This is a genomic window from Desulfosporomusa polytropa, assembly GCF_055380075.1.
This window is the reverse complement of sequence record NZ_AP042400.1, coordinates 1,044,596-1,068,072: the sequence shown is the minus strand read 5'-3', so window position 1 is coordinate 1,068,072 and position 23,477 is coordinate 1,044,596. Positions and strand designations below refer to the sequence as shown.

The window sequence follows — 23,477 nt, the reverse complement described above, 5'->3', positions numbered from 1 at the left end:
TATAATAAAGCGTTTTTACATACTTCTATAAATTATACCATTAGCCACCTGCAAACTGCAAGTTTTACCGATATTCGCGGATATACTTATCTATTTGCTCTACCGCCTGCATAGTCTTTAGTTTTAGTATTCGCACAGCAGCTTCAACATAAGGCTTACCTTGCTGCCAATATTCGCCGGCAGCTTTTTTGGCCGTAAACGCTTCATTAACAAATTGTTGATGCCAGAGGGCAAGCCAATACCCCATTTGCGAATTCTCAAAATCTATTTTACTAGGAATCGGGGGTACATAGTTAGCAACGGTTGCTATCACAGCACTTTCTAACCCAGCTTGCGCCGGACACTGTGTCAGCGTTGCCATCTGGTGTTCAACAATCCCTACACCAATGGTGATAATTGTTAGCAGTATAAACAAGCCGCGGATAATCAACTTCGTATCCTTGCCGCCGCCCGTTGGAACATGGCAATCCTCCTTACTGCAATTGCTGGTTTTCCGCAAGTATTTCGACCAATATGCCACCCAGTAACTCCATGCTCCGGATGGCTTCTTCCTTGCTGCTCTCCTGCGAACCTACCTCAAGTAAAAGCGCGCGGGGATGAAGATGTTGATTATATCGCCATTCCACAAGTTGAATGCCACGACATAAACCAGGATATTTTTCGTTGAGCTTAGCCTCAATTAATTTAGCAAAAGCGTGATTTTCTTGCCAATGGGGCTGTGGTAAATCCTCCTGGCCAGTAGCTACCACAATAGTGATTTTGGCTACCGGGTTGCCATTTATGATAGCCGTCACATTTTCGTGTTTTTCAGCATCACGATGAATATCAAAAATCATTTGCAGCGAAGGGTTTTCACTTAACATTTTTTGAGCCGTAACTTCTGCGGGGCCATATGCTTTCATAAAGCTGGGATGATCATGAATAACAGTACTGTGTAGAGCCCTAACACCCGCCTTTTCCAATTGACTGGCTAACGCTGCTCCCACTTCTACGATATCACCACGCTGACCGCTCGGTCGATGTGCAACCCCAGAATTGGGAATAAACGACTCTGCCGTATGGGTATGATAGATTCCTACTAAGGGCTTATCTTTACTTGCCACATTTTTGGATTCAAATTGAGGGAAATTTGGCAGAGTCGCTGCACTGACAATGGGCGTGCCTGACTTCTTAAAAGCCAACATAAATGGAATTTCATGTGAAACTAAGGAGCGCACATCGCTAAAATCAATATTTGCCAATAACGATACTAAACGACGACTAATAGTATCATTAGCCAGCTCAGGCGTTATTTTTACCGCACTTTGCGGACGAGATACCTCAAGCAGTCCTGGAACGCCTAAAAATAACACCTGTTTTCCCTTGGGCAACAAGGTCGGTAGATATTGACCGTAATAAACTGGCCCGTTCACAGGAACATCACTTGTTGCACTATTCATATACGTACTAAAGACTAACCCTGTTGATATTACAATCATGAAACTAACCAATGATTTATTTAAAATTTTAGACGTGTCATAAACTCGCAAGAAATTGGACCAAAAACTAGTGACATTACTTTTTTTTCGTGCTTTTCTTGTTACCATTGCTGCCTCCGCCAGATTATCCTATTGAAAATTTTGTTTACATACAATCTATATGCCTGGCAGCAAAACGATAGTACACTTATTATCGGACTAGCTATATTAATGTAAATACATATGAATATTCTCATAATCGATATTCGGATGCATGGCTTGATTGATGCCACCGGCTACGACAGCGGCAATATCCTCAATAAGTCGGTCAACCTCCTTTGGTGTTACCATGAGGTCTCCAAGCATTTCTGGCAGCACTTGCCGAACTATAGTCTGACGATCCTGATCAGACAAATTCGCCATACTTTTAAAATAACGGCCAAAAGCAGCATGTTCTTGCAAAGTATTAATCGTATCCATAGCAATTGTAGAGGCGTGAACAACGGTTGGCACACCAATAGCGACAACAGGTACTCCTAGTGAAGCTTGCGTAAGACCAAACCGTTTGTTTCCTACACCAGAACCCGGATGAATACCCGTATTGGCCAATTGAACTGTGGTAATTACCCGGTGACTTGATGCTGCTGCTAGCGCATCAATAGCAAGTACCAAACTTGGTTTGATTTTGCTAACAATTCCCTGAATAATCTCACCTGTCTCCATACCAGTTATCCCCAGGACACCTGGAGAAATTGCACATACTGAACGCACCCCATCTTTTAGTTCCGGAGACAGCATCTCTTGCAGATGACGAGTTACAACAATTTTATGTGCCGCCCGCGGTCCTAAAGCATCAGGAGTAACATTCCAGTTGCCAAGCCCCACAATCAAAACAGTAGCATTGCGCGGCAACTTGATCATGCTTACCAGTTCTTTAGCCAAAAAATTCATTATTTTCTGTTGCAGCGGGGTATTCTTGTAGCGTAATCCAGGTGCTTCAATGGTAATATATTTACCTTGCATTTTCCCCATCATGCGTTCTGCTTCTGGTGTAGTAATATTTACACGAGTTATGATAGCATCTTCATCTTCACTGGTTTCAATCAAAACACCAGGAATGTCTTCGCGAACCTTTTTAGTAAGCATTTCACGCGCTTCTAAGGCTAAGTCGGTCCGTACTGCATCAATGATTTGATCCATACATTTTCTCTCCTTTGTCCCCAATATGCCTTAGACCTATCTTTTCCGAAAAAAAAGGCACCTATACGAAGCTATTTGTCTGGCATTTTGCTTGCTTTTTCCTTGTGGTCATGCTAGAATGTTTTAGTAATATATACATAAGGAGGTGAAATACTTGCCAAATATTAAATCATCTGAGCGTAGCGTAAAAACTGACGCTGAACTGCGTGCCCGCAACTATTCGGTAAGATCAGCGATTAAAACTTCTACCCGTAAGGTGGAGGAAGCAGTGAATACAGGTAAAGCAGATGAGGCCAAGAACCTCCTGATTAATGCCGTAAGCGTTATTGACAAAGCAGCCGCCAAGGGCGTTATTCATAAAAATGCCGCTGCCCGTAAGAAGTCCCGCTTGGCTCGTAAAGCCAATGCCGCTCAACAAGCTTAATACTTAATAAGTAAAACCCTGTTCACTTTTGCTAGTGAACAGGGTTTTCGTTTATACGAACGACAGTATTACTTTCATTATCCGCACAACTCTATTATTATTTTTTCCAATACCACTGGCCCACTCCGACTTGTTTTTAAATCCCTATCAGCTGCTGCCAGACTAAGTAAAGCGGCTTTCAGTTTGCCTTCATTAAAGCTACGGCTTTGTTTGACAAGCTTTTCACCAATAAAGCCAGGAACTTTGAAAAAATCAGCCACTTCATGACTGCCGCAACCCTTATGGATTAACTCTTTAGCCTGCCAAAGTTGTCTGACTTGCCGAGCTAAGAGCGCCAATATCCGTATCGGGTGTTCACCTGCTGCCAATTGCTCACGCAGTAACGCCAGGGCCTGAGGCGTTTGTCTTTGGCTTAATGCTTCCACCATGGCAAACACCGATACTTCTGGCACCGCTGATAAAATTTGCAGTAAGTCCTGCTGCGTAACTCGCGACTTGCCAATTGTATATAAAATTACTTTTTCTAACTCATTATTTACAAAATCAAGTGAAACCTGTGGCATCATACTGACAGCCGCCAACAAATGCTCCTGCGCATCAGGAGCCATTTTTATTGTAAGCTCTGCAAGCCGTTCGGTCAGCCAGCTTCTCAATTCTTTCCCCTTTAACGGCGCCGCTTCCAACACCACACCGTTTTTTTCCAAGGCTTTAAAAATTTTGCGCCGTTTGTCAGGTTTATCTGGTGTAATAAATACAACATGACTATAAACCGGCATGTTACCAAACAATGCAATTAACCGTTCAGTGGCAGCATCTGTTTTATCTTGAACCTCGCCGCCACTTGCTTTGCGGCCAGCAGAAAATAGTCCTGTATTCCGAACAATAATTAGGTTCTTTTCACCAAGGAACGGTATTGTTTCAATTGTATTAATAAGTTCTTCCCGCGGCGGATCAGACTCAAAAACAATAAGATTCATATCCCTGTCTTCTACGGGCACGACACTGGTAATAAGCGCCTGCTCAACCTGGCGCAGGTAATACATTTCCTCACCATACAGAAGATAGCTGGAAGCAATTTTATTCTGCTTGATAGCAGCAAGCACTGCTTTATAATCCAAATATTTCACCACATTCTAATTATTTTACATAAGTATCAACTTGAATATTATTGCCGTCAGAGGTAAAAACTATGGCTCCCTGCAAATCTGTGCGATAAACTATCGTTTTCTTTTCACTCAGTCGTTGTAACGTTTCCGGGTGGGGGTGCCCAAACCGGTTACCATAGCCAGCAGTAATCACCGCAAATCGGGGGGCAGCTGCCTGAAGAAAAGGTTCAGTCGTGGATGTTCTTGAGCCATGATGCCCTACCTTTAATACAGTACATGGTGCCAGACTTTTTGTCAAAAGTGCAGCCTCTCCTTGCGCTTCCAAATCGCCGGTAATTAAAAAGCTATGCGTCCCATAGCTTACCCGAACTACACTAGACACTTCATTCCCACCAGCTATGCGACGACTGCTTTCAGCCTCACCCACAGCCTGCTCAATACTAACGCTCACTTTATCAAGTGTAAAGCTTTGACCCGTATAAGTAGGAATAACCGCTGCCGGTCGGGAACGAAGCAACGCCGTGACTGCCTGTGAAGGCTGCTCTTGCGGCAGCAGCACGTTAGCAACCTTGATAGCATTAGCAACCCCGGCTGCCCCACCCGCATGGTCCTGATGTCCATGGGTCAAAATCAGATAATCAATCGTTCTCACGCCGTAATGCTTAAGATAGGGAGCAACGACCCTCTCCCCAATATCGAAACTTGATTCTCCCAACGTTCCGCCAGTATCAACCAGAATCGACCTGCCGTGGGGGGTAATTATCAAGGTGGCGTCCCCCTGCCCCACATCAATAAAATGTACTGCCAACGGTTTTGGATACCAGGCATATACTACCACTGAAATAGCAAGCAGTACTGCTGTCAAAACACACTGGCGCGGCCATTGCGCAACAAGTTGTTTCGGCTCAGGCACTCCAAACGGCCGCCAACCATAAACCCAGGCTAACACTAAATAATAAAAGGCACTGCCTGGTATCCCAACAGCAGGTAAATACACAGAGCTATAAGGCACTGCTGCTAATAGTTCTGTAAGCAGCATAACAAGACCTAGTAAGAGACTGCCACTCACAAAGATCACCTTGCCCACAATGGGAACCACTGTATAAACAATGACTCCTGTGAGACCAAGAAGTATCACCAGCTCAATAACAGGCAAAACAATAATATTAGCAACAAACGAGATCAGCGAAAAAGTATTGAAATACCAGGCTATTACAGGCAATACGCCAAGCTGCGCGGAAAGCGTCACAGCTAACGGGCCTGCCAGCCAAGAAGGAAATCGTGATAGATACGCCAGTGTCTGCTGATACAAAACGACCAGACCGGCGGTAGCGCCAAAGGATAATTGAAAACTGATATCAAATACCAATAACGGCTGATAAACAAGCATAGCTAATGCAGTAATAGCCAAGGCTGCTGGTGCATAGGTATCCCGTCCAAGAACTACCGCCAGCAAGCTGATAAGACCCATAAGAGCGGAACGTATGACTGGTGGCGTCAGCCCGCTCATGCCAGCATATAGAATAACTACCACAGCCGCTAAGGTTATCGTAAATAAGGAACCCCAGCACAGTCGTTTACCAAGCCAGGTTATCAAACCAACTACAAGCGCAATATGTGCACCTGATACTGATAAAATATGGATTAATCCTGTTGCTGCAAAATCACTGATAACGTCCTTATTTATCCCCTGATAGCCGCCAAATAGCACAGCTGTCAAAATAGCAGCATCGTTTACCGGCATTACTTGTTGCAATCCGGTAATCATTCTGTCACGCCAGTCGGCAAGAACTACCTGCCAGGAATACCCCTTGTAAGCAGTAAGCACCTGCAGCATTTGCGCTTGTCCATTCATGCGGGCCGTGATGCCCTGCCGCTTCAGAGCGGCAGTCATATCAATCTGACCGGGATTATTGTAGCCATGCAGTTCCAACAGCTTTCCAGTAATGGTTACTTTGTCACCATAGGCTGCCAATTTACTCTGTTCTGCTTGCTGTTGGAGGTTTATCCTGATTTTTCCATCAACAGTAACCGTCGCTTGTGTTCCTTCCGGTTTAACTTTTTCAGCATGGAGGATATAACGTATCCGCTTTTTTTGTCCGTCAATAGTAGTTACCTCAGGAACAGCAGCAATCGTGCCCACCACATTGACAGACTGCCCTACATACTGATCAATATCATCAGCCTTTATAATAACAGCCTGGCCATAACAAAGCATCCCAGCTACAAAAAACAAGCTGATAACCGACCAAAAACTCTGCTGATAATTACGAATAACCCGCCATAATGAGGTTAGCAGCAATACACTAGCCAAGAGAGCAAGAACAGAAAGCTGCCAGCTAAATACTGCGGCATACCAAATGCCGGCAGCAAAAGCAGCACAGGCAAATAAAATGATATTGTTTAGTTCCATGACTATAGGGATATCTTATCTTTAAATTGATTGTATTTGGCTTCACCAATTCCAGGCACTTTTTTGAGGTCCTCAAGGTTGCTAAATAACCCATTGGCTGAACGATATTGAGCAATACGTTCAGCCAATGCCGGCCCAATACCTGGCAGCTTATCAAGTTCAGCCGTAGAAGCTGTATTAATATTAATTTTGTCATTATAAGTACTGGTGGACGCGCCTGAATTGGGATTGGGATTGCCATTGGCAGTCGAACTAACAGTATAAGGAACATTGACTTGCATCTCATCTTTCAAATGCACTGCCAAGTTAATTTTGGTAGTATCGGCGCCAAGCGCAAACCCGCCTGCTAATGTAACCGCATCAACAATCCGACTGCCTGGAGGAAGTCTATATACCCCCGGTTTATTCACTCCACCGCTGACATAAACAACAACCTCACTGTCTGCAGCATGACTGGCAGTAGTGCTGGCAGCTGGTAAATTTTCTAGAGCAGGTGCGACTGCCACCGATTCATCAGGTTCTTTTTGCCAAAAACCATGGAAACTATACGCCAATATTCCGCATGCCAGCAATACCACAATAATAAGCTTTTTCTGCAGAATCCCCATAAGTTATACCTCACCTTATGCTTTTGACAGTATTATTTCAACACATTACTGCAAAATCCTGCCAGATTCGTACTATATGTAAGCTATTTTACAGATATGACCATTGACATTTTTTGCCTAATTGTTTACCATAAAAATTGTAGTATTGCTGTATTGGCTCGGTAGTGTAGGATGGCAGGATTGTAATAGCCCAGAAAGTGAGTGAGTCGTGGTTTAACCGGCCAATAACTAGTTAATGTGTAGAAAGGTAGGATGGAACATGTCCATACAATTTTCAATCGTAGTTCTGTATATTATTATGCTTTTTGCTATTAGTCTCTACGCCAAACGTAAGGCTGCCGGCGGCAGTGTAAACTTTTTATTTGGCGGTAGAAAGATGAACACCCTATTAGTTGCTGCCAATGTCACTGGCTTAGCAGTCGGAGCTGCCTCGACCATCGGTGTTGCAGAAAATGCCTTCACAGCAGGTATCGCTGCTGGCTGGTACAATGGCGCCTGGTCAGCAGGTGCCTTGGTAATGGGTGTACTAGCTGCTGGTAAATATCGCGAAATGAACTGTACTACTATTCCTGAATTATTTGAGCGGTATTATGATAAAAAAGGCCGCGTCATTAGTGTCATTGGTTTAATCACCATCCAATTAGTCATAACCTCCATGCAATACCTAGCTGGAGGTGCAATTTTATCTTCTTTACTGCCTGAAGTATTTTCATTCACCGGCGGTATGATTACCAGCGCCATTGTTTTCATTGGCATCACTTTGATCGGCGGACTATGGTCTTCTGGCCTGTCAAATGTTGTCAGCGTTGTTCTGATCTATATTGGTATCATTACTGGCACCATTCTGATAGTAACCCAACAGGGTGGTTTACCGACCATAGCGGCCCAATTACCCCCTGGCACCGATTGGTTTGGCCCGCTTGGCGGTCTCGGACTAGCTACCGTTGTTGCCTGGTTTGCCGTTATGATTACTCAGTCAATAACTGCGCAAGGCCCTGTACAAATTGCTTGCGGCGCAGCAAGTGCGAAAGCCGCCAAACACGGTTTTATCTGGGGTGCAATCTTAATTTTCCCGATCGGGTTCCTCTGCGCCGTTATGGGACTTGCCGCCAAGGTGGCGATGCCTAATGTCCAGGCAACCTTGGCTATGCCTAAGATCATTATGGGGCTTGATCCCATAATCTCAGGCACCACACTTGCCGCCTTGTGGGCAGCCGATGTATCAACAGCCTGCACACTGCTGCTTGGTGCCGGCACCCTGTTTTCCCAAGACATCTATAAACGCTTTATCAACCCCGCAGTTACGGAAAGTAAGTATGTCATAATTAATCGCATAACCATTTTAGGCCTAGGAATTCTTACGCTCTGGCTGGCCTTTAATGCAGTGGGAATTTTAAAAACCTTATTACTTGGTTTAAGCTTAACAACAGCCTTTACACTCGTATTTCTCTTTACCCTGTTCGCACCAGGTTTATGCCGCCGAAGTTCCGCTTTTTATACAACCCTTGCCGGCATCTTGGCTTTGCTGGCTTGGCAGTTCATCCCGGCAGTACGCATATTTGCCCAACCTATCTATTTAGAGTGGTCAGTCTGTTTGCTAACCTTCCTGACAGTGGCAATCTTTGATACGCGAAAAATCACTGCTGAGCAACCCATAACTATTACGAACGAATAACAGGAGGGCACTTAATGAATGATGATGTAACCAGCATTGATGTCGGGCGAGCTGCCTTACGCATGGCTATTAGTGACAACAGACAAGATGAACAAACGATCCGCCAGTTGCTCGCCAAACAAGACATGCAGGCAATCGCCGTAGATTTTGGTGGCGAATTTATCCCCTCAGTGAAAAAAATTATTGAAAGGGCTGTTGTAGCTGCCCAGCGTCAAAATTTAGTACCTTCCAATCATATCGGCGAAGGTGCTGTTGCCGGCGCTGTGCATAACGCCTTAGAGCAAATTGCCACTAAAGCAGTAGGCCTTAATGTGGGCGGTAAAATTGGCATCGCACGTTATGGCGAACATCTTTGCGTAGCTGTTTATTTTGGGGTTGGCGTATTAAACCTCAATGAAGTTGCTGTAGGACTTTCTCATCGATCATTACCAGTAGAATAGCTAAGTAACAAAAACAGGGTACCGGTTAGCCGGCACCCTGTTTTTGTATATGCATCTATCAATATCGATTATCAATAACTCTGGCTGTTTTCTTCTCACTGCGGGGCAACTGCCCAATACTGAGCGCCTGAGCATTAATTGTTAAACCCACTTTAGTTTTAAAATACTTTTTCACGCGCAGTTCCAGGCTAGTGGCATCAAAGCCCTCTTGCTGCTCAAACCGTAGCAGCATAGCATCCTTACCTTCTTCGCGGTCTATGACAATCTGGTATTCACTGCTAATGCCTTCAATATGTTTTAAAACATCTTCCACTTGACCAGGATAGATGTTTACTCCCTTAACCTTAACCATATCATCAGTTCTGCCCAGAATTAAGTCATGGCGCGGATGGGGCAAACCGCAGGAACATTCTCCTGTCAGCATCCGGGTAATATCTCTTGTCCGGTAACGAAGTAGCGGTGCCCCCTCTTTAGTCAAGGTGGTGATAACCAATTCTCCAAACTCTCCGTCAGCAACAGGCTTACCTGTTTGGGGATCGATAACCTCAAATAACAGATAGTCATCCCAATAATGCAGACCATTACAGGCACTACAGCTGATAGAAATTCCCGGTCCATATATTTCAGTAAGTCCATAAATATCATATAACTCAACACCTAGTTCCTCACGTATTCTAATACGCATTTTGTCGCCCCAGCGTTCAGAACCAAGAATTGCTTTTTTTAGTTTGATATGTTCTTTCAGGCCGCGTTTGTGAATCTCCTCTGCCAATAATAGCGCATAGGAGGAAGTCGCGGCAATTACTGTTGACTGTAAATCCATCATCATCTGTAGTTGTTTTTCAGTATTTCCTGGCCCCATCGGAATCGCCATAGCCCCTAATCGTTCAACACCGGCCTGAAAGCCAATACCAGCTGTCCACAAACCATAGCCTGGCGTAATTTGCACCCGGTCTTTGGCTGTCAAACCAGCGACGCTCATACAACGGTGCATCATCTCAGCCCAAACAGCAACATCTTGGGCAGTATAGGGAATAATTATCGGTTTTCCTGTTGTTCCCGATGAGGAGTGGATTCTGACAATCTCTTCATCAGGAGCGGCTTGGATATTAAGCGGATAGGCCTCCCGTAACTCCTCTTTGGTGGTAAACGGGAGTTGGGCAATATCTGCCGGGGTCTGAATATCTTCTACATCAAAGCCAGCAGCTTTAAATTTATTTTGGTAAAAAGGACTTTTTTGCTGCACCCGCTGCAGCAGGGCCTTTAACTTGGTAAATTGTTCTGCGTTCATTACTCAGCACTCCCTCATTTATTACAAATATTGCTGGAAGTTGTAGCCAATTTCCAGTGCCTTCTTATTTAGTTCTAAAAATTTCGCTGGTAGATTTTCACTAATTGTCTGTAAAACTCCTTCCCGTGAAAAAGGTATCAACTCCTGCTTGATAGCAACACCCAACATGATAACATTTAGTACCTTAGTAGTACCGGCTGCAGCGCACAGTTTCTGTCCATCGACAAATACCACCTGCTGGCCTGTGCTTTGTAGATAATGAATCATGTCAGCTACCTGATAGCTGATGCCCCCCAAGGAGGACGTCACCGGTATAATTGGTCTGGTATTGACTAATAATTGCCCGCCCGGTTTCAAAAAACCAATATTGCGGAGAGCTTCCGCTGGTTCAAAACCGATAATCAAATCAGCCATACCCTGGGGAATAGCTGGCGAGCAGTTTTTATCACCAATTCGCACATGACTAACTACACACCCCCCCCGCTGAGCCATACCAATGGTCTCAGAAGTTCGGGCAAAACAGTGCTTGCTAATCGCTGTCTGGGCAATTATTTTCGAAGCAAGCACTGTTCCCTGTCCGCCAACGCCTGCTAATAAACAATCTATTCTCATCAGTCTAACCCTCCAATTGCCTGCACCGGACATATCTGTCCGCAAAGCTGACAGCCATAACATAAATGCGGATTAATTGTTACCTTATCATCGGCTGCACTCATGGCCGGACAGCCAATCTCCTTAATACATTTTTTGCAGCCAATACAGGTTTCTTTAATTTCCTGAACCGCATTGGGCTTGACGATAGCAATACAAGGTGATTCAAAAATCACAACAGATACGCCCTTATGATTTACGGCCGCGGTTACTGTTTCAGCCGCCTGAGCTAAATTAAGCGGATTGGCCTTGGTTACAAATGTTACACCACAGCCTTTCAGTACATTTTCAATACTGATTTTTTCCGAGATATTCCCCATCATGGTTTTTCCTGTGCCAGGATGAGGCTGATGACCGGTCATGGCTGTTGTACTGTTATCAAGAATAATTACCGTAATATCAGTCTCATTGTAAACGGCATTAATAATTCCGGGAATACCAGTATGGAAAAAGGTTGAATCGCCAATAAACGCAATTTGTTTCCGATCAGGTTCAGCCAACTGCAGCCCTTGGGCTATGGTAATTCCAGCCCCCATGCATAGACAAGTATCTACCATATCCAGCGGCTGGGCATTGCCTAACGTATAACAGCCTATATCTCCGGTAAACACGGCCTTGTGTCCGGCCTTCTTCATGGCCTGCTTTACACTGTAAAAGGAGGCCCTATGCGGACACCCGGCACATAATACCGGCGGCCGTACTGGCAGCGGTGGCAATTCAGTTTGCTCAGATAATGCCGTCTGCTCCTGCCCAAGAAATTTACTGATGGCTGCTGCCACAATTTCATAGCTATGTTTACCAGCTACCGGCATATCCTTGGTCAGCTTGCCTAGTATCTGTATCGCTAGACCCAGCTTGCCACATAATCTAAGCAGATTCTCCTCAACCACCGGATCTAATTCTTCAACCACCAGAACTTGCTCTAACCCTTGCAGAAATTGAAGTACTAGCTTGTCAGGAAACGGATGCGGAGTTGCCAGCTTGAGCACCTTAACAGGAGTGTTACTAGTTGCTAGTGCTTCAGTTACATAAGTAAAAGAAACACCACAGCCAACAATGCCCAAGGTGCCTTGGCCACTAATGTGGTTATAGGGCGAAACAGAAAAATCCTGACTAATTTTAGCTTCATTGGCATCAATTTTTATATGATTTTGATAAGACAAGCGTGGGAATATTACCCACTTAGGGTCTTTGATAAAGCCTGCTATTTTGTTGAAATACCGTTCATCCTCAGTTTCAACACTGGCGCAAGCGTGGCAAACCTGGGTAGTTGGTCTAAATAGTACCGGCGTATTGTATTTCTCTGACAAAGCAAATGCCTCGCCAATCATGGTATATGCTTCCTCAGGCGTAGCCGGATCGAAAACCGGCAGATGTGCATAGCGGGCGAAATGCCTGGTATCTTGCTCAGTTTGTGAAGATATTGGGCCAGGATCATCGGCAACCAAGACTACCATGCCGCCCTTTACGCCGATATAAGCCAAGCTCATCAACGGATCGCTAGCAACATTAAGACCTACCTGTTTCATCGTAACCAATGTCCGAGCCCCGGTATAAGCCGCCCCGGCGGCTACCTCCAAGGCCACTTTTTCATTTACCGACCATTCTACATATATATCATTACTGCGGTTCTTCGCAATAGTTTCCAGCACCTCAGTCGAAGGTGTCCCCGGATAGCCACAAACAACATTGACACCAGCCCTAATAGCACCAAGTGCGATTGCTTCATTACCCATAAGAAGTTTAGTCTTCATGTGTTCTCCTCCATCTTTTTCTGGACAAATAAAAAAACATCTATCCTTTAAACAAGGACAGATGTCTAACCTGCGGTACCACCTTGGTTGCCAAACATCGCGTTTGACCGCCTCATAAGAATGCCATCACATTCTTGGCTCGATAACGTGAGCATACGTTCAAAGCTACTCAGTTCTAAAACTTTTCACTCCACCCTCAAGGGTCCATTTGTTCAGTCCGCATTTCTGCCAAGTTCCCAGCACCCTTGGCTCTCTGTAAGCGCGTGAATGATTTAATCTCCCTATCATCAGTTTACAATATTGTATTGCAACCTAAGCTTACTATATAGTAATTTAACCATACTGCACTCTTCTTGTCAATATATAATTGGAAGAAGCGCCCCATTCTGGAGCGCTTCCTCCCTTGTATTAAATACCTTTAAGTAACTGCGCTAATACTTGATACTTGGCCTCGCGGAAAATCTGATCATAGTCAACAATGTACCATTCTCCATTGATTTTTTCAAGTCCTACTGGTTTAAATACAAGATTAAGTGAATTTTGTTCTGTTTGCATAGTAGCTAGGGCTGCAGCATAATTACCTTGCTGCGCCACAATCTTAACTGAGAGTAAATTAGCGTTTTTAATAGTAGCACTGCTCTGCCCAGTCACAAACTTTAGTACTGTTTGCGTATCCCCAACAGATGTTGGCGACACATATAACGCAGCCTCATTCATGTGACTGCTTTTGGCAGCCTCAAAGAAATTCTGGATTACCGCTTCGGGTGATAGATTAGCCTGACGCGTAAGATTAGAATCATTACCGCCGCCACAGCCTGCTGTAAGCAGCAAAGCCATCATAAGTACTGCAACTGTAAGAAATTTGTTTTTCATGATTAGTTTACATTCGTCCTTTCTGTCCGATATTATGGTAACAGGATACGGTTACATTATATCATATTGCGGCTGCCTTTTTACCTGGGAAATATGACCACCAGTAAATACAATGAGCGCCAACCTAATTGGTTGGCGCTCATTGTATTTTAGTTCTATCGCTGGCTTTGCAGCTCCCTGGTAAAAGTAATCAATTTATTTGTTACAGCCACATCACCCATCCCCATTATGTGTAGTCCATCTATTTGCTGATAAATCTGACTGATAAACTCACAGGCTACCTCAAAACCGGTTTTTCCCTGCTGCATTTCAGCAAGTATATTTGCGGGGATAGTTATCCCAGCCACATTCTTATTGACAAATTCAGCCATTTTAAGGCTTTTCAATGGCATAAGCCCTAATAATATTGGTTTTCCAAGAGTTTTGGCTTTAGCTAAAAAACGCAGTGTTTGTTCAACATCATAAACCGGCTGCGTTTGGAAAAAGTCCGCACCGGCATTCGCCTTTTTCACCATATTAGACATTTCCGCATCCAGATTGACGGCTCCCGGCGTGGCCGTAGCGGCTACACTAAACTGGGTTTGCCCTTGAAACACTTCTCCGTTCGCATCTTTGCCCTGATTAAAGCCTTTAATTAACTCAATTAATCTCGCTGAATTGTAATCATAGACTGCCGTTGACTGATACGGGCCATGCTGCGGGCCATCGCCGGTTGTTGGCAATATGTAACGAATACCTAGCGCATGTGCTCCCAATAGATCAGCCTGCGTTCCCAGCAAACTACGATCTCGACAGGTAAAATGGGGAATAGTCTCCATACCTGTCGCCCTGTTAATAACCGCTGCTGCCATTACGGAATTCATGCGTAGTCTCGCATTGGGACAATCATGAATATTGAGAGCGTCCAAACCGGAATACTCTTTGACCTTGGCAATACTTGTTTCAATATCAGTACCATTTATACCGCCTAATTCAGTTGTATAAACAAAAGACTTACCTAATTTATCTTTTAGCACCGTATATACCCTCCCAAGAATGTTTTTTATCCAGATGGAAAGTATACCTTTCCCTGGATTGAACGACTAAGGCTTCTGCTGACGTCCTAAAGGACTTGGCACAAGCCAAGTCTTATCTGATAGTATTCCATGAAAAAGTTTTATTCCCTTTTATTTCTTCCATCTAAATTTCCATCAGGTTTTGCGACAAAAAAAGGAAGCTTCCGGCCTGAATTACCAAGCGGAAGCTTCCTTTTTTTTGACGAGTTCACTAGCTATTGTTGGTCGTTTTGTGGATGATTTTTCATGGGAATCTTACCGTTGATCATATCGCTGACGCGATTTTCCATAGTAGCTTTTATTTGCTTAGCTTTATCTGCCGGAATTCTGCCTTCTTTTACATCTTGATCAATATGTTGTGCCATATCTTCCAGCATCAAATCTTTAAGACTCTGTTCGCTAACACCATGCTCGTTCGCAATTGTCAGTAAAGATTTTCCTGATCTCATCTCTGTTTTCAGAGTTTCTCCATCCATGTTAAGTAGACTTAATAATTTTTCATTATGGAACAGATTGTGACCCATAGGCCCATGCCCATGCATGGGCGCCCTGCCATTAATAATGTCTGCTACATGCTTTTCCATATTGGCTTTCATTTGTTCTGCTTGATCCTCCTGGATACGGCCTGCTTTTACCGCCTCGTTGATCCGCTCAGTCATTTGTTGGGTCATCAAAGCCGTAAGTTCTTGTTCGGAAACATCATGCTCCTTCGCAATTGTCAGCAAGGATTTCCCTGCTTTCATTTCAGTTTTGAAACTTTCATCATCCATCTTTAACAAGTCCAACAGCTTGGCATGGTCAAAAGGAGCCGGCCTCATAGGTCCAAATCCATGCATCGGAGCTTTGCCATGAATCATATCTGCTACCCGTTGATCAATATCAGCTCTCATTTGCGTTGCCTTAGCATCAGACAGCCTACCTGATTTTACAGCCCTGTCTATATGTACAGATAGTTGTTTAACCATAAAATCTGTGAGTTTCTGTTCTGATATACCTTGTTCTTTGGCAATGACCGCTAATGTTTTGCCATCTTTTATATTGGCATCAAAGGTTTGAGCATCGACTTTTAGGAACTTCAGTAAGGCTTGCTTGTCCTCATGAAAACCTTTCATCCCATGTCTTTTAGCAAAATCACCTTTTTCAGATTGAGTCTGTTGCAATTTGCCTGTTGAATTATCTTGCTTATCTGCAGTAGTGGCAGCCATCACAACTCCAGTTGCAGTAACCATTGTTGCCACACTGATTGCTAATAACCACATTCTTTTTTTATTCATTTTTTTACCATCCTTTTCTTTTCATTTAGCCCTGGAGGCTATAGTTGTATTATGAACTCCAATTTTTTGAATAACTTTTGAAAATATTAGAAAAAGCGCAGGACTGATAAAAAAACGCAAAAAAAAGAACCCGGATGGATTTTAGTTCGCTGAATACATCCGGGTGCCTGGAAGACCATTCAACAGTTTAACACGGTATTTACCACTATCTCCTACCAATATATTTGTACAGCCATAGTCTTGTGTGATGCGAAAAAGATTTTCCATAGGCATACCAAGAACATGGCACAACAATAGTCTATTAATTCCGGCGTGTCCAACAATAAGAATATTGCCTTGGGTAGCATTCACGATCTCCGTGAATGCAGCAAGAATCCTTGACTGGCATTCCGCGAAACTCTCAGCGCCGGGAATACGATAACTGGCAATATTCTTCCCCCGTTTAGCATACTCTGTGGGATGGGCCGCTGCTATTTCCCGGAAGGTTTTTCCCTCCCAGTCACCCATGCTGATTTCCCGCAGTTCGCGCTTACTTGTCAGCTCGATATTTAATTGCTCTGTAATAATTCTGGCTGTATCAACCGAACGTATCAGATCACTGCAAAAGACGGCCGTAAGCTCTTGCCTTGCGAATTCAGCTTGCAACAATTGGGCCTGATGCACTCCCTCAGCAGCTAAGGGAATATCAATATGACCAATATAGCAGCGCTCCTGTTTTTCCATGACTATCTTACCATGGCGAAGCAGATAAATCCGTCGTTCCTGCCTGTTACCTGACACTTACGCATCCTCCCTTGGTCCAACTACGCTAATACTCCGCTTACCAGGAGGTAGTGACAAATCACAAGCAATTGCTGCTTCAAGCACAATACTTCGTTCTTGTTCAGCCTGCTGGATAACTGGTAATTGTCTAACTGCCTGTAATACTACCGCTTCATCCAGTATTCTCTCCTGAGATAACACCTCTACAACAAGCTTTACCTTACTAGGCTGGCCGCTGAAAACGGTAGCTGTAAAATTGATAACCTCAGGCAGAGGCAACAGTACTTCATCAAAATCAGCCATAGTAATCATACCGGCTTGTCCCAGTCTTACCCTTCCATCCTTCCGGCAGCGAACGCGTTCCAAACAGCGCAATATACTGCCGCAGGGACATAGCTCAGGAATAAACCGCGAAATATCACCTGTGCGGTAGCGAATCAGCGGCATGCCTTGCCTTGTCAGAGTAGTAAATACGACCTCGCCATACTCTCCGTCTGGAAGCACACGGGTAGAATCAGGATCAATAATTTCGAAGTATAAATCAGCTTCCCGTAAATGATGTCCGGTATGGGCACTGCATTCCATGCCGCCACCTAAGCCCATTTCGGTCATGCCATAATGATCGTATATTTCACAATTCCAGATGCGCCTTAGTTCGTTCACGACGGCAGCAGGTACATAATCAGTACTTAATAAGCCGCATCTTGGCGCCCAGCTACTCTTGCCCCATTTTTCCCAATAACGGGCCATTGCCAGAACTTGTACCGGAATACCAACAAGACTTGTTGCCTGTTCCTGACACATTTTCCGGACAGCATCTGCGGTGTTTTGCACAAGGCCGTAAGCAACAGGCACTACCCCAATAGCAAGCAATCCTTTTAGTAACAGATCACCTACACTACCGGGGCGCTCGCCAGGCAGCAAAATCAGCGTTTTGTCACCTGGCCCCACTAAGGTAGACATACCACAACCAAAATGATCAATCGTCAATTGCTGATCAAACTTACTGAAATAAACCCGCTTGGGATTCCCGGTAGTACCTGAGGTAGCAAGAGTCACCACCCGGTTGATTTCGCTTTGGGAACCACATACCATCTCAATGGCATGCTCAGTCACATCAGCCGCTGTAGTAAAGGGATAGTCGGCAAGGTCTTCCAGGCATGTAAGGGATGCTAATTTTTGATCGGCCAGACGCCGCCGGTAAAAAGGACTCAGACTCTGCACCCTTGTTATTGTGTCCTTTAACCGGGCTAGTTGGTAGCTAGATAGTTGTGCCTGGGTCAGCTGCCCGCCTGCTGCCCCTATTTTCCCCGCTACCAACGCTTCTAACGGTGTTATCTCCACTCTAGCTGTCATTGTCCCCTCCGATATAAAGCCTGCCCTTGCCGGTTAGTAAGATTATAGGCGCAAAAAGGAATCAGTTTATTATCAGGTCCCACCACATGAATAAAACACTGTTTTAGCCGGTCTAAATCCAAGGTCCAGGCATCCTGAAATGCCATTCCTGATACAGCCAGCTTATAGGTACTTACTCGTTCCAAAAATTCATCAAGGCTGTCTACATTGCCCATACCGGCTTGCGGTTTGGGTTGCTCTTTACACTGAATACCTGCTTCTGAGTGAGCTGACGACCATTGCCTGGCAACAAACTGTCTGGCACGTTTCGCCCCGTCGGCGATAGGTTTACTCTGACAGCAGCAAGCACTCGTATTTTCTTGTACCAAAGGCTTTAGATGTCCTCCAGGCATTAGGACAAAGTTACCATGAAAAGAGCAATGGGAATGTTCACCACCTGGCGGCCTAAAATGCGCTATTTTCATTTGCCCAGCTGTCTGTTTCTCAATTTCCCGCAGAACTTGGGGAATAGTAATCCTGTCAGTGTCTTTCGGTTCTTCCGGGTATCTGCCAAAATAGCTTACCGGCTGAAAGTGGACGCCCCGTACAGCAGGCATCTTGCTTATGGCAAAGTTCAGAATATCGCCAATCTGACTGTCATTTACCCCTGGTACCAAAGTAGGCACAAGCACAATCCCAATTTCATGGGCGGCACAAACCTCAATGGCTTTTTTCTTGACATCAAGTAATGCTTTCCCACGCAATTTGACGTAGACATCGTCGCTCATTCCATCAAATTGCAAAAAAACACAGTTTAGACCTGCCGCTTTCAGCCTGCTAACATACTGCTCATCAGTTGCCAGCCGCAGGCCATTAGTATTAACCTGAAAAAAAACCAAGCCTAATTTTTTTCCCAAGGCAATGATTTCTGGTAAATCATCACGGACAGTCGGCTCACCGCCTGATAATTGAATATTATAGGGACCGCCGCTGTTCATGAGCATCCGGTACCACCCCTCAATAACTTCAAGTCCTGGCTCGTCCTTAGCCGCCGACGAAGTGGCGGCAAAACAGACAGGACAGTGTAAATTACATTGATTTGTCACTTCCAGCAGCACACAACAAGTCTGCTGACGATGCTCCGGACATAAACCGCAGTCAAACGGACAACCCTGACTGACTTCGGTTGCGCACACCACCGGCGAAGTTGGTATTTTAGCATTAGCCCAGCCTAAATAGCTAGGCTCTCCCTCCCAAATACAAACTTGGTACTCGCCATGCTCTGGGCAATGCTTCCGCAAAAACACCTGATTGCCCTTTGCCACCCGTTCTGCCGGAATCCGCTGCAAACATTCGGGGCAAACACTTTGTGTTGTAGAAAGTACAAGCTCTTTTATTTTCTCAATATCATCCATCGCCAAGCTATCTCTCCCTGCCACCAGTCTGTTGTTGTTCAAGCAAATCTTCTAAAACTATCTCAAAGTTAGCCTTGCTCTCCTGCGGGTTACTCGCCGGAAAGTTTACTCTAATCACCGTGTCCGAAATGACGCCTTTGATGGTTGTACCATCTGATAACTCAACTTGAAAACAAGGCCGTGGGAAATTTCTGTGATATTTAATTGAACTACTGTCAGCAAAACCTTCAATAAATTCTTCCTTGACTTTTATTGTCAGTCGATACTCGTATATATGGGCACCACTAAAACAATTCTCGACCTTCTTACATTCATACTGTTGCATGTACTATTGCATCGATTGCGCTAATGCAGTAATCAATGTCCTTGTCGGTAGTAAACCGTGACAAACTAAACCGGATCGTACCCGTAGGAGATGTGCCCAAATAGGTATGAATCAGTGGCGCGCAATGGAGACCGGTGCGACAAACTATCCCGAAACTTTTGTGCAAGACTTCGCCCACGTCTTCTAGCGCCCACGTCTTTAGAGTAAAGGAAACGACCGGAGTTCGGGGTGGTTCAACAATAATAACGTCAGCTCCCACATTAACCAGTCCTGCTACCAACCGCTCGGTCTTAGTGGGTAGCGAGCAGTCATCAATACTGTTTTTTGCACTCCAAGTCAGCGCCGTTGATAATCCGGCAACGGCGGGGTCATTAGGTGTACCGGCTTCAAAACGGGTAGGCATAGTTAGTGGCATCTCATCAAGATCACTTTGGACCCCTGTTCCGCCTACCCATACAGGTTCCAGTTCCAGTTCCGGGGCCACATATAAGCCTCCCGTGCCTGGCGGACCTAACAGATATTTATGGCCGGTAAAGGCTACCAAATCAATTCCCCACACTTCCGGTAATACAGGCACAATCCCTAGACTCTGCGACGCATCCATAATCGAAATTGCTCCTGATTGTTTAGCCAGCCTGGCAAGCAATGCTGCATCATTTACCGCTCCAGTAACATTGGAAGCATGCGTAAAAACAGCCAATTGTGGCCTATACTTTGTTAATGCACTTTCCCATTCCCCCGGATTAATCCGCCCCTGTTTATCAACGGGAAGGATATGAACAACTACACCCTTGGTTTTAGACAGGTAATGCAATGGGCGTAATACTGAATTATGTTCTGCAGCCGTAGTCACCACAGCTGCCCCCGGACGCCAGTGAACACCATGTAAAGCAATATTTAAGGCATGGGTAGCATTGGCCCCCAAAACAATTTGGCGGGGATCTTTTACTTGCAGCAAATCAGCCAATAAATTTCGGCATTCTCCTGGAATATCCTGCCCGGAAAATCCAGAACGTCCGGCATGATATGGCACTCCACTAACATAGGATGCCACCGTTCCACCCACTTGCGGTGCCTTTGGCCAGGAAGTCGCAGCATTATTTACATATACCGGCATCATAACCTCGCCCCCTATTGTAATACCATTTCTTCTAAACTACCCCTTCCCACTAGACCTGTTACCCTATCTCTGATAACTTCTGCCGTCCGCTGTCTGTGCAAAACTGCAGCTATTATTTCAGGATTACCGGAAAACTTTTCCAGCGGTAAGCTAAATCGCTCGCTTAGGGACACCAGCCTGTCACCTTGTACTAACTTATCGGCAAGAAATACCACGGCTACTTCATCCATTACCTGCTCTGGTGTCAATTCCAAATCCATATGAGACGCTATAATACCTGCTAAAGCGGAAAACCCTTTACTTTTTATCAAGCGTTCTCCACGCTTGGGATGATTCGGCTTCCCCTTAGCAAGGTCATGCAGCATCCCCCCGGCGACCACCAACTCAATATTGAGCTGTAAACCGGAGCCATTAAGCAACTCAGCTAACTGGCGACCTACCTTAGCGACAGTCTGCCCATGACGCGCTACCTTATCACCAACCTGGTGTTTACGTAATAAGGCAAGACATTCGTCATAGGTGGGTATCTGCCGCTGGGCATAAAACTTGGTTAGCCGCTCATAGTCCTCCCTGATATCAATATCCATTATCACACCCTGGTCGGCAACTGCCACTTCCGCGCTGTCAGCAGCAAACTGTTCTAAAATAGCGCGAAGTCCGCCAACACCATCACCGCTAAGAATAGCAGGAAAACACTTGGCGCTGATCAGTGGCGGATGGCCGCGGCGGCCATTAAAAACCGGGTATACTACGGCTGCTCCTGTCTGGCGATATGTTTTCATCAGGTCCTTAATACTACTTCTTCGTATCAGCGGGGTATCGCCAGGCAGCAGCATGAATGCCTCGGCTTCCCCGGCAAATTGGCTAAGCCCGGTAACCACAGAAGAAAACATACCTGCTGCATAATTGGGGTTTTCAATAATACTGACTGGCAAACGCTCTAACACCGGAACTAATTCAGCCGCCCGATGGCCAACTATCACCCGGATATCGGTTACCCCGCCAAGCAATAAACTATCTACCGCCGATTCAATTACTGTTTTTTCCCCCAAGGGCAGCAGCGGCTTGAATGTTCCCATGCGTGAAGAATAGCCTGCAGCTACAATTAAACCAACTAGCCCTGAGCTGCACATTTTTCCCGCTCCGCCCTGGCCTTTATCAACTCAGCTGCAATGCTTACCGCTATTTCTTCCGGAGTCTCAGCATAAATATCAATGCCAATCGGCGAATAGACCCGCTGCAGGTTGGCCGAGTTGACACCTTTTTCTTGTAACGACTTAAATAAATTATCCCGTTTCTTTTTACTGCCAATCATCCCAATATAGCCCGCATTCGTCTGGAGTGCTTGTTCTAACACAGTCTGGTCGTGCAGATGTCCTCTAGTCACAATAACCAAATAACTATCTTGGTCGATAGCAAGTTCTGGCATACACTCGAAATGTTCTACAACCATAACTTCGGACTGTGGAAATCGTTCCCGGTTGGCAAAAGCCGGTCGATCGTCAATGACTACTGTGACAAACCCTACCATATCTGTTAATTTAGCAATCTGCTGGGAAACATGACCTGCCCCAAATAAGTATACGACACCAGTCGTGCGAATAGGCTCAACAATAAAACTTCGGTCCTCATGCGCATCAGCATGGATGGAAATTTTAGCCGGACCAGAAGACATTTTTTCCAAAAATGCTGGTTCACCTTGAAAATTACCGATAATTGTACCATCCTTTTTAACAAGGCATTGTTGTCTTGTTTGAGCAGCCACCGTTTGGGCGGTCACTTCGGTCATCAGCCAGGCCTTCTGTGCCTTATCCATTGTGGTAAGGATGGCCTCATAAATCAGACGATTATCGTCATTGGCCGCATCCAGATAATCGAGCAGAATTTCGCCTGTCCCGCCACAGATCATGCCTAAGCCGGCCGCATCTGATCCTGTCAAATCAAAAGGTTGTATTACCGATTGACGTTTTGCCTGAACCGTTTTTGCTAATTCAATTGTTTCAGCTTCTACCCGTCCACCGCCAACTGTACCAATAATAGAGCCGTCTGCACAAATAATCATCTTGGCCCCGGCCGAGCGAGGCGCTGATCCGGCGCTGTGGAAGATGGTAGCCAAAACAACGTTTTCACCAGCTGAAAGCAGCTGAACTAGTTTCTTGTATAACTTTTTCACGCACACCCTCCCTCCTTGCTTTTCCTATATCAATATACAACGAGTTAAAGACTATTGCAGGTAGGTGGTGTGTTGGCAATACATCACCTACCTGCGACTGCAAACTTCTTTAGTTCGGAGTATATA

The 23,477-nt window shown here is 45.1% G+C and carries 22 protein-coding genes; 3 read left to right on the top strand and 19 right to left on the bottom strand.

The features are described 5' to 3' along the window. Window positions 1-64: 64 nt before the first annotated feature. The 3 genes from ACZ449_RS06835 to gpr form a co-directional block, all read right to left on the bottom strand. Window positions 65-520 carry a hypothetical protein gene (locus tag ACZ449_RS06835; protein ID WP_464260293.1) on the bottom strand — a complete coding sequence of 152 codons (456 nt, stop codon included), beginning with the start codon at window positions 518-520 and terminating at the stop codon, window positions 65-67. Beyond that, a complete protein-coding gene (spoIIP, locus tag ACZ449_RS06830) occupies window positions 474-1,586 on the bottom strand; it encodes a stage II sporulation protein P (RefSeq protein ID WP_464260292.1) in 1,113 nt (370 codons plus the stop codon). Before spoIIP ends, ACZ449_RS06835 begins: the two co-directional genes overlap by 47 nt. Before the next feature lie 99 nt (window positions 1,587-1,685). Further along, window positions 1,686-2,657, bottom strand: a complete 972-nt coding sequence (gene gpr / locus ACZ449_RS06825; RefSeq protein WP_464260291.1) for a GPR endopeptidase — start codon at window positions 2,655-2,657, stop codon at window positions 1,686-1,688. Between the two features lie 154 nt (window positions 2,658-2,811). Between gpr and rpsT the strand changes: the two genes are divergently transcribed. After that, complete coding sequence (rpsT, locus tag ACZ449_RS06820) at window positions 2,812-3,081, top strand: 30S ribosomal protein S20 (RefSeq protein WP_464260290.1); 270 nt, start codon at window positions 2,812-2,814, stop codon at window positions 3,079-3,081. Window positions 3,082-3,158: 77 nt separating this feature from the next. On the opposite strand, the gene holA is transcribed toward rpsT, so the two are convergent. Genes holA through ACZ449_RS06805 form a run of 3 tightly spaced genes read right to left on the bottom strand, consistent with a single transcriptional unit; the run spans window position 3,159 to window position 7,208 of the window. Further along, a complete protein-coding gene (holA, locus tag ACZ449_RS06815; protein WP_464260289.1) occupies window positions 3,159-4,199 on the bottom strand; it encodes a DNA polymerase III subunit delta in 1,041 nt (346 codons plus the stop codon). A 19-nt stretch (window positions 4,200-4,218) separates the two neighbouring features. Beyond that, window positions 4,219-6,600, bottom strand: coding sequence for a DNA internalization-related competence protein ComEC/Rec2 (locus ACZ449_RS06810; RefSeq protein ID WP_464260288.1), 2,382 nt, complete (start codon window positions 6,598-6,600; stop codon window positions 4,219-4,221). Window positions 6,601-6,602: 2 nt separating this feature from the next. Next, window positions 6,603-7,208 (bottom strand): helix-hairpin-helix domain-containing protein, encoded by a 606-nt coding sequence (locus ACZ449_RS06805; RefSeq protein WP_464260287.1) that lies wholly within the window; start codon window positions 7,206-7,208, stop codon window positions 6,603-6,605. Window positions 7,209-7,467: 259 nt separating this feature from the next. On the opposite strand from ACZ449_RS06805, the gene ACZ449_RS06800 reads away from it, so the two are divergent. Then, window positions 7,468-8,883, top strand: a complete 1,416-nt coding sequence (locus ACZ449_RS06800) for a sodium:solute symporter family protein (RefSeq protein WP_464260286.1) — start codon at window positions 7,468-7,470, stop codon at window positions 8,881-8,883. Window positions 8,884-8,897: 14 nt separating this feature from the next. Further along, complete coding sequence (locus ACZ449_RS06795) at window positions 8,898-9,323, top strand: HutP family protein (RefSeq protein ID WP_464260285.1); 426 nt, start codon at window positions 8,898-8,900, stop codon at window positions 9,321-9,323. Window positions 9,324-9,381: 58 nt separating this feature from the next. On the opposite strand, the gene ACZ449_RS06790 is transcribed toward ACZ449_RS06795, so the two are convergent. The 13 genes from ACZ449_RS06790 to ACZ449_RS06730 form a co-directional block, all read right to left on the bottom strand. After that, a complete protein-coding gene (locus ACZ449_RS06790; protein WP_464260284.1) occupies window positions 9,382-10,614 on the bottom strand; it encodes a phenylacetate--CoA ligase family protein in 1,233 nt (410 codons plus the stop codon). 21 nt (window positions 10,615-10,635) lie between these two features. After that, entirely contained in the window at window positions 10,636-11,226 is a 591-nt protein-coding gene (locus tag ACZ449_RS06785) for an indolepyruvate oxidoreductase subunit beta (protein ID WP_464260283.1), read from the bottom strand. After that, window positions 11,226-13,019, bottom strand: coding sequence for an indolepyruvate ferredoxin oxidoreductase subunit alpha (iorA, locus tag ACZ449_RS06780; RefSeq protein ID WP_464260282.1), 1,794 nt, complete (start codon window positions 13,017-13,019; stop codon window positions 11,226-11,228). Before iorA ends, ACZ449_RS06785 begins: the two co-directional genes overlap by 1 nt. Window positions 13,020-13,427: 408 nt before the next feature. Next, on the bottom strand, window positions 13,428-13,892 hold the full coding sequence (locus ACZ449_RS06775) for a nuclear transport factor 2 family protein (protein ID WP_464260281.1): 465 nt from the start codon (window positions 13,890-13,892) through the stop codon (window positions 13,428-13,430). A gap of 155 nt (window positions 13,893-14,047) precedes the next feature. Further along, a complete protein-coding gene (locus ACZ449_RS06770; protein WP_464260280.1) occupies window positions 14,048-14,908 on the bottom strand; it encodes a methylenetetrahydrofolate reductase in 861 nt (286 codons plus the stop codon). 254 nt (window positions 14,909-15,162) lie between these two features. Next, window positions 15,163-16,221, bottom strand: coding sequence for a hypothetical protein (locus ACZ449_RS06765; RefSeq protein WP_464260279.1), 1,059 nt, complete (start codon window positions 16,219-16,221; stop codon window positions 15,163-15,165). A 141-nt stretch (window positions 16,222-16,362) separates the two neighbouring features. After that, window positions 16,363-17,001, bottom strand: coding sequence for an alpha-ribazole phosphatase (cobC, locus tag ACZ449_RS06760; protein WP_464260278.1), 639 nt, complete (start codon window positions 16,999-17,001; stop codon window positions 16,363-16,365). Further along, window positions 17,002-18,339: a DVU_1553 family AMP-dependent CoA ligase gene (locus tag ACZ449_RS06755; protein ID WP_464260277.1), complete on the bottom strand. Its 1,338-nt coding sequence runs from the start codon at window positions 18,337-18,339 to the stop codon at window positions 17,002-17,004. It lies immediately after the preceding gene. Beyond that, window positions 18,336-19,775, bottom strand: a complete 1,440-nt coding sequence (gene trsS, locus ACZ449_RS06750; RefSeq protein ID WP_464260276.1) for a radical SAM (seleno)protein TrsS — start codon at window positions 19,773-19,775, stop codon at window positions 18,336-18,338. Before trsS ends, ACZ449_RS06755 begins: the two co-directional genes overlap by 4 nt. Beyond that, entirely contained in the window at window positions 19,741-20,058 is a 318-nt protein-coding gene (locus tag ACZ449_RS06745) for a hypothetical protein (protein WP_464260275.1), read from the bottom strand. Before ACZ449_RS06745 ends, trsS begins: the two co-directional genes overlap by 35 nt. Continuing rightward, complete coding sequence (locus ACZ449_RS06740) at window positions 20,045-21,178, bottom strand: aminotransferase class V-fold PLP-dependent enzyme (protein WP_464260274.1); 1,134 nt, start codon at window positions 21,176-21,178, stop codon at window positions 20,045-20,047. Before ACZ449_RS06740 ends, ACZ449_RS06745 begins: the two co-directional genes overlap by 14 nt. 11 nt (window positions 21,179-21,189) lie before the next feature. Continuing rightward, window positions 21,190-22,311: a DVU_1551 family NTP transferase gene (locus ACZ449_RS06735; RefSeq protein WP_464260273.1), complete on the bottom strand. Its 1,122-nt coding sequence runs from the start codon at window positions 22,309-22,311 to the stop codon at window positions 21,190-21,192. Beyond that, window positions 22,293-23,351 (bottom strand): XdhC family aldehyde oxidoreductase maturation factor, encoded by a 1,059-nt coding sequence (locus tag ACZ449_RS06730; protein ID WP_464260272.1) that lies wholly within the window; start codon window positions 23,349-23,351, stop codon window positions 22,293-22,295. Before ACZ449_RS06730 ends, ACZ449_RS06735 begins: the two co-directional genes overlap by 19 nt. Window positions 23,352-23,477: the final 126 nt, after the last annotated feature.

Excerpts from the sequence above, each read along its gene's own strand:
- spoIIP (WP_464260292.1), bottom strand. The coding sequence starts at position 1,586 with ATGGTAACAAGAAAAGCACGAAAAAAAAGTAATGTCACTAGTTTTTGG.
- gpr (WP_464260291.1), bottom strand. The coding sequence starts at position 2,657 with ATGGATCAAATCATTGATGCAGTACGGACCGACTTAGCCTTAGAAGCG.
- ACZ449_RS06810 (WP_464260288.1), bottom strand. The coding sequence starts at position 6,600 with ATGGAACTAAACAATATCATTTTATTTGCCTGTGCTGCTTTTGCTGCC.
- ACZ449_RS06805 (WP_464260287.1), bottom strand. The coding sequence starts at position 7,208 with ATGGGGATTCTGCAGAAAAAGCTTATTATTGTGGTATTGCTGGCATGC.
- ACZ449_RS06800 (WP_464260286.1), top strand. The coding sequence starts at position 7,468 with ATGTCCATACAATTTTCAATCGTAGTTCTGTATATTATTATGCTTTTT.
- ACZ449_RS06795 (WP_464260285.1), top strand. The coding sequence starts at position 8,898 with ATGAATGATGATGTAACCAGCATTGATGTCGGGCGAGCTGCCTTACGC.
- ACZ449_RS06790 (WP_464260284.1), bottom strand. The coding sequence starts at position 10,614 with ATGAACGCAGAACAATTTACCAAGTTAAAGGCCCTGCTGCAGCGGGTG.
- ACZ449_RS06785 (WP_464260283.1), bottom strand. The coding sequence starts at position 11,226 with ATGAGAATAGATTGTTTATTAGCAGGCGTTGGCGGACAGGGAACAGTG.
- iorA (WP_464260282.1), bottom strand. The coding sequence starts at position 13,019 with ATGAAGACTAAACTTCTTATGGGTAATGAAGCAATCGCACTTGGTGCT.
- ACZ449_RS06775 (WP_464260281.1), bottom strand. The coding sequence starts at position 13,892 with ATGAAAAACAAATTTCTTACAGTTGCAGTACTTATGATGGCTTTGCTG.
- ACZ449_RS06765 (WP_464260279.1), bottom strand. The coding sequence starts at position 16,221 with ATGAATAAAAAAAGAATGTGGTTATTAGCAATCAGTGTGGCAACAATG.
- ACZ449_RS06755 (WP_464260277.1), bottom strand. The coding sequence starts at position 18,339 with ATGACAGCTAGAGTGGAGATAACACCGTTAGAAGCGTTGGTAGCGGGG.
- ACZ449_RS06745 (WP_464260275.1), bottom strand. The coding sequence starts at position 20,058 with ATGCAACAGTATGAATGTAAGAAGGTCGAGAATTGTTTTAGTGGTGCC.
- ACZ449_RS06740 (WP_464260274.1), bottom strand. The coding sequence starts at position 21,178 with ATGATGCCGGTATATGTAAATAATGCTGCGACTTCCTGGCCAAAGGCA.
- ACZ449_RS06735 (WP_464260273.1), bottom strand. The coding sequence starts at position 22,311 with ATGTGCAGCTCAGGGCTAGTTGGTTTAATTGTAGCTGCAGGCTATTCT.